The 7,148-nt window shown below is 58.9% G+C and carries 8 protein-coding genes and 1 pseudogene; 2 read left to right on the forward strand and 7 right to left on the reverse strand.

Annotated elements, in window-relative coordinates; all coding sequences use genetic code 11:
• Positions 1-129: 129 nt before the first annotated feature.
• Positions 130-471, forward strand: a pseudogene (locus CINSTRO3249_RS10970) (hypothetical protein); the annotation flags it as partial.
• A 251-nt stretch (positions 472-722) separates the two neighbouring features.
• Here CINSTRO3249_RS10970 and hemW read toward each other — a convergent pair.
• Genes hemW through CINSTRO3249_RS11000 form a run of 6 tightly spaced genes read right to left on the reverse strand, consistent with a single transcriptional unit; the run spans position 723 to position 4,933 of the window.
• Positions 723-1,853: a radical SAM family heme chaperone HemW gene (gene hemW / locus CINSTRO3249_RS10975; RefSeq protein ID WP_074013318.1), complete on the reverse strand. Its 1,131-nt coding sequence runs from the start codon at positions 1,851-1,853 to the stop codon at positions 723-725.
• Complete coding sequence (rdgB, locus tag CINSTRO3249_RS10980) at positions 1,846-2,439, reverse strand: RdgB/HAM1 family non-canonical purine NTP pyrophosphatase (RefSeq protein WP_074013319.1); 594 nt, start codon at positions 2,437-2,439, stop codon at positions 1,846-1,848. The genes hemW and rdgB overlap by 8 nt, the downstream gene beginning before the upstream one ends.
• A gap of 60 nt (positions 2,440-2,499) precedes the next feature.
• Positions 2,500-2,793, reverse strand: coding sequence for a DUF167 family protein YggU (gene yggU / locus CINSTRO3249_RS10985; RefSeq protein WP_074013313.1), 294 nt, complete (start codon positions 2,791-2,793; stop codon positions 2,500-2,502).
• Entirely contained in the window at positions 2,790-3,347 is a 558-nt protein-coding gene (locus CINSTRO3249_RS10990) for a YggT family protein (protein ID WP_074013314.1), read from the reverse strand. Before CINSTRO3249_RS10990 ends, yggU begins: the two co-directional genes overlap by 4 nt.
• Positions 3,348-3,399: 52 nt before the next feature.
• A complete protein-coding gene (gene proC, locus CINSTRO3249_RS10995) occupies positions 3,400-4,221 on the reverse strand; it encodes a pyrroline-5-carboxylate reductase (RefSeq protein ID WP_074013315.1) in 822 nt (273 codons plus the stop codon).
• A 37-nt stretch (positions 4,222-4,258) separates the two neighbouring features.
• The gene (locus CINSTRO3249_RS11000; RefSeq protein ID WP_074013316.1) at positions 4,259-4,933 is read right to left on the reverse strand and encodes a YggS family pyridoxal phosphate-dependent enzyme; all 675 of its coding nucleotides are present in this window, start codon (positions 4,931-4,933) and stop codon (positions 4,259-4,261) included.
• Here CINSTRO3249_RS11000 and CINSTRO3249_RS11005 point away from each other — a divergent pair.
• A complete protein-coding gene (locus CINSTRO3249_RS11005; protein ID WP_174249775.1) occupies positions 4,932-5,777 on the forward strand; it encodes a type IV pilus twitching motility protein PilT in 846 nt (281 codons plus the stop codon). The two genes, CINSTRO3249_RS11000 and CINSTRO3249_RS11005, sit on opposite strands and share 2 nt — an antisense overlap.
• Positions 5,778-5,788: 11 nt before the next feature.
• On the opposite strand, the gene CINSTRO3249_RS11010 is transcribed toward CINSTRO3249_RS11005, so the two are convergent.
• On the reverse strand, positions 5,789-7,148 hold a 1,360-nt coding region (locus tag CINSTRO3249_RS11010; protein ID WP_254304262.1), incomplete at its 5' end, for a flagellar biosynthesis protein FlhF.

Consider the following 7,148-nt stretch of genomic DNA (forward strand, 5'->3'; position numbering starts at 1 on the left):
TGCTCATGCTGAGTTTCCAGCACTAGATTAACTGCCCGTTCACGGACTTCCGGAGAGTAACGTTTGGTCGTTGTCATAGAGACCTCCACTTTTAAAGTATAGACTCTAATTTATCCGGGGTGATTCAGTCAGCTTAAGCAGCAGATGAACCGTATTATCGAGCATCGCAGCGACGGTCTCACGTTCCATCATCAGGCCGTGAGTCAGGTAGAGCAGGACGGTCGTCAGATTGTGGAACAGAGTATGGGCGGCGTGGTGCAGGACAGTCTCAACGAGCTGGGCGTGCGCCAGGCGGCCAACGGCAGTAATCCGCTACAGTCGGTGATGGGCAGCTTGGGCGGCCTGCAGCAGGCGCTACAGACCGAATGGAATAATCAGGAACAGGATTTCCAACAATTCGGGCGGGATGTATGCCAGCGGGTAACCGCCCTTGAGCAGCAGCGCCGCGATCTGGTCAAGGCGCTGCCCTGAACGGCGTTGGCGAAGCTGACAAATAGAACCCTGCCGCAGCGCGGCTAACGCCTCAGGCGCCACCGATTAGAACCCTGCCGCAGTGCGGCTAACGCCTCAGGCGCCGCCCTGAGCTGCGGGGTCTGGAGCGGTCAGAGAGGGGGCGGCCAGTGAAAGGACAGACGATGAGCCCGGGCGCGCGGCAATAGGCACTATGATTATGGCCAACGCGCTCACCGCGGTCTGCGCCTGCATGGCATCCGCGCCGCGCATTACATAAATAGCTCCAGCAGCGAGTTGAGGAATAACTTGCCTTTCTCTGTCACCTGCCAGTGGCTGGCGCTCTCGGTGATATAATCGCCGGCCAGCGCGCGCTCCAGCGCGGGGCGCACCGCGTCTTCCGTTAGCCCGGTGAAGGCGGTGAATTCGGCGCGCGGCGCCGCTTCCAGTAACCTGAAACGGTTCATGAAATATTCAAACGGTAACTCAGCCGGCGCCACCGGATAGCGTTTAGCCAGATAATTGCCCTGCATATAACCGCGCGGATGGCGGGTTTTCACCGTGCGTAATACCGCGCCGTCCGGCTGGGTCAACTTGCCGTGGGCGCCGCAGCCGATGCCAAGGTAATCGCCAAAGCGCCAATAGGTGAGATTATGGCGGCACTGGAAGCCGGGGCGGGCGTAGGCGGAGGTTTCATACTGGCGGTAACCCGCCGCCTTCAGCAGCGAGTCGCCGCGCTGGTAGATGTCCCAGAGCGCATCATCATCCGGCAGCGCCGGCGGCCGCGAGCCAAATAACGTATTCGGCTCGATGGTCAATTGATACCAGGAGAGATGCGGCGGCGCCAGGGCAATCGCCTCGGTCAAATCATCAAGCGCGCCCGCAAGCGACTGATCCGGCAGGCCGTGCATCAAATCAAGATTAAAACTGCGCAGGCCCAGTGACGCCGCCAAGCGCGCCGCGCGCCGGGCCTCCTCCGCGCCATGGATGCGGCCAAGGCGGGCGAGCTTATCCGCCGCGAAGCTTTGTACGCCGATAGAAATACGGTTGATCCCCGCCAACTGGTAGCCCGCGAAACGATCCGCCTCGACCGTGCCCGGATTGGCTTCCATGGTGATCTCGGCGTCCGGCGCCAGCGGCAGGCGCTGGCGGACGCCGTCAAGCAGCGACTGCATGGCGCTGGCCGAAAGCAGGCTGGGGGTGCCGCCGCCAATAAACAGGGTATTGACGGTGCGACCCGATGTCAGCGGTAGGTCATGACTCAAATCCGCCAGCAGATGATCGACATATTCCTGATGCGGCACTTCGCCCTTTAGCGCATGGGAATTGAAATCGCAGTAAGGGCATTTTTGCACACACCAGGGAATATGCAGGTACAGGCTGAGCGGCGGCAAATTAGGCATGGCGCAGCGCATCCAGCAGGCCAGCCAGCGCCCGACCGCGGTGGGAAAGCGCCTGCTTTTCTTGCGCGTTAAGCATGGCGGCAGTGCGGCCTTGTTCAGGCAGCAGGAAGACGGGATCGTAGCCGAAACCGCCGGCGCCGGAGGGCTGGTGGGCGATGACGCCGGCCCAGCTGCCATGGCACACCAGCGGCGTCGGATCGTCGGCATGGCGCAGATAGACCAATACGCAATGGAATTGCGCGGCGCGCTGGCCGTCCGGCACCGAGGCCAGCGCCGCCAGCAGCTTGTCCAGATTCTGCCGGTCGCTGGCCTGCTCGCCCGCATAACGGGCCGAGTAAATGCCCGGTGCGCCGGCAAGCGCATCCACCGCTAAGCCTGAATCATCGGCGATGGCCGGCAAGCCGGTGACCCGGGCCGCGTGACGGGCCTTTATCAGCGCGTTTTCAATAAACGTCAGACCGGTCTCTTCCACCGATGTTACACCCAGCGCGCTCTGCGCCACTATCTCCATACCGAAATCCGCCAGCGCGCCGGCGAGTTCGCGTACTTTACCGGCGTTGCCGGTGGCCAGGACTACTTTTTGCATAGGAATAACCATCATTATCGTGCGCCGCACGGTGTCACCGCGGGCATTTATTCAGGAGGGTCAGGCGTCCAGCAGTCGCGCAATGACTTCGGGCAACTGCCGGGGCTGGTCGATTCTGAGCTGTTTATGGCGCCCCAGTTCTCCTTTTTCAAGGATCACCCGGCTTTTTGCCACCCCAAATTCTTTCGCCAGGAAACGAATCAAATGGCTGTTGACCTGGCCGTCCACCGGCGGCGCCGTGATGGCGACCTTGATTTCATCGCCGTGGGCGCCGGCGATATGGTCGCGGCTGGCCCTGGGCTGAATATACAGCCGCAGCACCAGCGCGTCGCCCTCGCGCCAAACGCCGATCACAGGCGATACCAAATTCCCGGGAACAAATCCATGCCAAGGTAATTCAGGGCGTACAGGATAAGGATCACGATCATCGCCGAAAAATCGATGCCGCCCATGGCCGGCAGAATGCGGCGGATAGGGTACATCAGCGGTTCGCTTAATTGATAAAGTACCACGTCCATCGGGCTGCGTCCCTGACTGACCCAACTAAGCAATGAGCGGATAATCACCACCCAGAACACCAGTTCGCCGGCCGCTTTCAACAGCGCCAGCAGGCCGACCAGCAAGTAAATGGGATCAAGGATCAGGACGTGCATCTCAATCAGCGTCAGCAATGGGAATTTAACCATCGCCAAAATAAATGCCAACAGCAGCGAAGCGGTGTCCAGCGGCCCGATGGCGGGAATAACCCGGCGCAGCGGCCCGATCACCGGTTGGGTGATTTTGACGATAAATTGCGAAAAAGGATTATAAAAGTCGCAGCGCGTCCACTGCATCCAGATGCGCAGCAGCAGCAGCACCATAATATAGAGGTCGATAAGCGTTTTGACCAAAAACGTCAGCGTCAGCATAAGAAGGTAATGTCCTTAATTAGGTTAACAAGCGCCGCGTCGGCGACAATACTCAGAATAATTTTTCCATCTCTTCGGCGCGCGCGACCGCCGCTTGCATGGCGCTGGCGACGGTACGGGGCAACTGCTGCTGCTCGAAAACCTGCAACGCCGCGGCGGTGGTGCCTCCTTTCGAGGTCACATTCTGCCGCAGGGTGGCGAAGGGGGTATCCCCGGCCTCCGCGGCCAGCGCGGCGGCGCCAGCGGCGGCTTGCAGCACCAGGGTGCGGGCGGTGCTTTCATCGAAACCCATCGCCTGCGCCTGCTGCTGCATGGCTTCCATAAACAGGAAAAAATAGGCCGGCGCACTGCCGGCGGCGGCGATCACGCCATTGATATCGCTTTCCTGCTCCAGCCAGCACAGTTTTCCCACCGCGCCCATTAACTGGGCGCTGAAAGCTCTGTCCTCCTCGCGGGTCTGCGGCGGCGCGTACAGGCCGCTCATCCCTTGGCCCACCAGACAGGGGGTATTGGGCATCACCCGCACAATGGCGATATTTTCGCCCAGCAGCGCATAAAACCGGCTCACGGTAACACCTGCGGCAATGGAAAGCACCAGTTTGCCGGAAAAATCTATCTCACCGCGCAAGGTGTCGCAGACCTGAGCGATAAGCTGGGGCTTGACCGCCAGTATCACCACATCCGCCGCGCGCACGCCCCGCACATTATCGCCGCTGCTTTGCACGCCGTAGCGCTCGGCCAGCGCGTCGCGGTGGGTGGCGGAGGGGGCGCAAACCATAATCAAATGCGCGGGATAACCGTTATCCACCAGTCCGGCGATGATGGCCTGCGCCATATTGCCGGCGCCGATAAAGGTGATGTTACGCTGTTGCATGCTATTCCTCGTTAAGCTGTCAGGTGACGACGGGAGCCTACTCTCTGGCGCCAAAAATCGCGGTGCCAATGCGCACCAGCGTACTGCCGGCGGCGATGGCCGCCGGCATATCGTCCGTCATGCCCAGCGATAACGTATCTACGCCGGGGTGAACGCGTTGTAAGGCCTCATACAGGGCGGACATGCGCTGGAAATCGCTTTCCGGCGCCGGTATCGCCATCAGACCGCGCAACCGCAGGCGCGGGCACTCGGTGACCAGCGCCGCCAGCGCCAACATCGCCTCGGGCGCGATACCGGCTTTGGTGGCTTCGCCGCTAATGTTAATTTGAATCAGCACGTTGAGCGGCGCCCGTTCCACCGGCCGCTGATCGTTCAACCGTCGGGCCAACTGCGGGCGGTCCAGGGTATGGCACCAGTCGAAATTTTCCGCGACCGACCGGCTTTTATTGGACTGTAACGGACCGATAAAGTGCCAGATAAGACCGGCGCCCTCTGGCCGTTCACGGAACCAGCCGATTTTTTCCACGCCCTCTTGCACATAATTTTCCCCGAAGGCCCGCTGACCGGCGTCGATGGCGGCTTCGATCGCCGTCACAGGCTTGGTTTTACTGACGGCGAGCAAGGTAATTTGCCGGGGATCGCGGCCGCAATCCTGCGCAGCCGTGCGGATTTGCCGATGAACGCGCTGTAGATTTTGCTCGATAATGCTCATGGTTTCAGGAGGTCATATGGAGTTGGATAATCTGGTGGGCCATAGTGTAAAGCATAATGCCTCCGATCTGCACCTTTGTCCCGGCCGGCCGCCGATAATTCGCGTGGATGGTCTGCTGCGGCCGCTGGAAGCGCCGACGTTAACCGAGGGCGCTATCGCCGACTGCGCCCGGCGCTATCTTGACGCCCGCCAGCGCCGTTTGCTTGCGCGCGGCGGCCAGGGCGATGCCGCCCTGACGCTTGGCGGCGGCCAGCGTCTGCGCGCCCACTTTTTTTTGCAGCAGGGCGGTCTGGCCGTAAGCCTGCGGATAATTCCCTCCCGGCCGCCCTGCATGGCGGAGCTGGGGCTGCCGGCGGCGGCGGGGGAGCTGCTGTCTCAGCCGCGGGGACTGGTGCTGGTGACCGGCCCGGCGGGCAGCGGGAAATCCAGTTCGCTGGCGGCGATGGTGAACCACCTCAACGACAGCCGGGCGCTGCATATCATTACCCTTGAGGATCCCATCGAACACCTGCACGCCTCCAGGCTCTGCCTGATCCACCAGCGTGAAATCGGGCGCCACTGCAGCGGCTTCCGTCAGGGGTTGCGCGCCGCCCTGCGCGAGGATCCCGACGTTATCCTGCTCGGCGAGCTGCGCGATTGCGCAAGTATTGCGCTGGCGCTCACCGCCGCCGAAACCGGCCATCTTTTGCTGTGCACGCTGCACGCCCGCAGCGCCAGCCAGGCGGTTGACCGGCTGGTGGATGCCTTTCCCGCGAATCAGCAGCATTTTGCCCGCATGTTGCTCGCCGGCAGTCTGCTGGGGGTCATGGCGCAGCAGCTGGTGCGGCGCCCTGCGGGAGCATAGGTATCTACACATCAGGGAGGAGGCTTAAGAGCAACTCTCGCTAAATGAGTAAGTTCTTCCAGACTATATTCCGATAATAATTTTAGTGTATTCAACAAGATGGATAGGCCAGCGAGCAGAGCAGGAGCGCTCTCTCTGCGGCCTCGCTTTTGCTGTCGTCCTGACAAGCGACATATCAGCTGGCGGGCTGCCGCATTTTCTTCTCCTTCAGCGCGTTGCAGCCGCCATACCAGAACAGCAGCCATACTGGCTATTAACAACCTGCGTAGTACGGCTGGCGCGCTGCGCTGAAGCCATGTTTCTACGTCATGTCCGGCACCTTTCAGCAACTTAAAAAATGATTCAATATTCCAGCGCCAGTAATACCAACGAGCTACTTCCTCGCAGGTGATCTCGCTGCAAACGTTTGTAAGCAGCGTCCAGCGTCCCACCACATTACCGAGATCATCCGTAAGCCGAACAACAACCAATCTGACCGTCAGAGGCTCTCCAGGTTGGATTTTTATGCGGCGGCCGGTTTCTTTATCTTTACGCTTCTGCTGCGCAGCTCGGGTTATGACTATCGAGGTTTCACTGATTTCCATATCAGCTTTTTTCCCTTTCCAGTCTACCTGTCCGCATCCGTTGTATGGCAGAAGAGCAGCAATCTCACCAATTTTCAATGAATTACCTTGCCACTCTGCACCATGTCCTTCTTTTCCTCGGATAAGCCAGCATATTCCTTGAGTACTCAACGTCCGCATATGTCCAATAGAGTCACCCTCTCTATCAATTATATGAATCAGCTTTTTACCTATATTAAGCGATTCCACACGGGCAATATCGGTCGTCAAGGCGTCCATATGTGTCTGCCGTTCGGACAGTCCTTCCGCCAACGTTGAATGACAACCGGTTGCATCGGTAAGTGTCTGAGATAGAGGCGCTATTGGCAAACCCGTGCCAGCATCAACCAGCAAGCTGCTTTGAAGTTCATATCCAACATCGCCACCGTGCGTCATTTTTAAGCGTCCGTATTTGGCATGATGGTAAAGAAATTGTAAACGTGACCAATCATGAACAACGAGAGCGTATGGATGCGGGCTAAGCGAAATTTGCTCAAGTGCTAGCGAAATAATTGGCTCATTGAGTTGACTGAAGCTAATTCGCTTATTATTCAGAAAACGCCAGACAGCTTGGGTAGTTGCGAAAGTTGATTTTTGAGCACTTGCGAGGTCTTTAACCGCAGAAGCAAGAAGAGCCGCGGGCGTCATATGCTGTTTAACCAGCGTCTGATATCGGCGGGTAAGGCGAGAGTCAATCCCGCCAACAGATAGGTTGAAATCATTCTGCAAAGTAATAACAGGTATCACGATAAATGTGTAGATACCTATG

The sequence above is a fragment of the Candidatus Sodalis sp. SoCistrobi genome (assembly GCF_900143145.1).
Classification (GTDB): domain Bacteria; phylum Pseudomonadota; class Gammaproteobacteria; order Enterobacterales; family Enterobacteriaceae; genus SoCistrobi.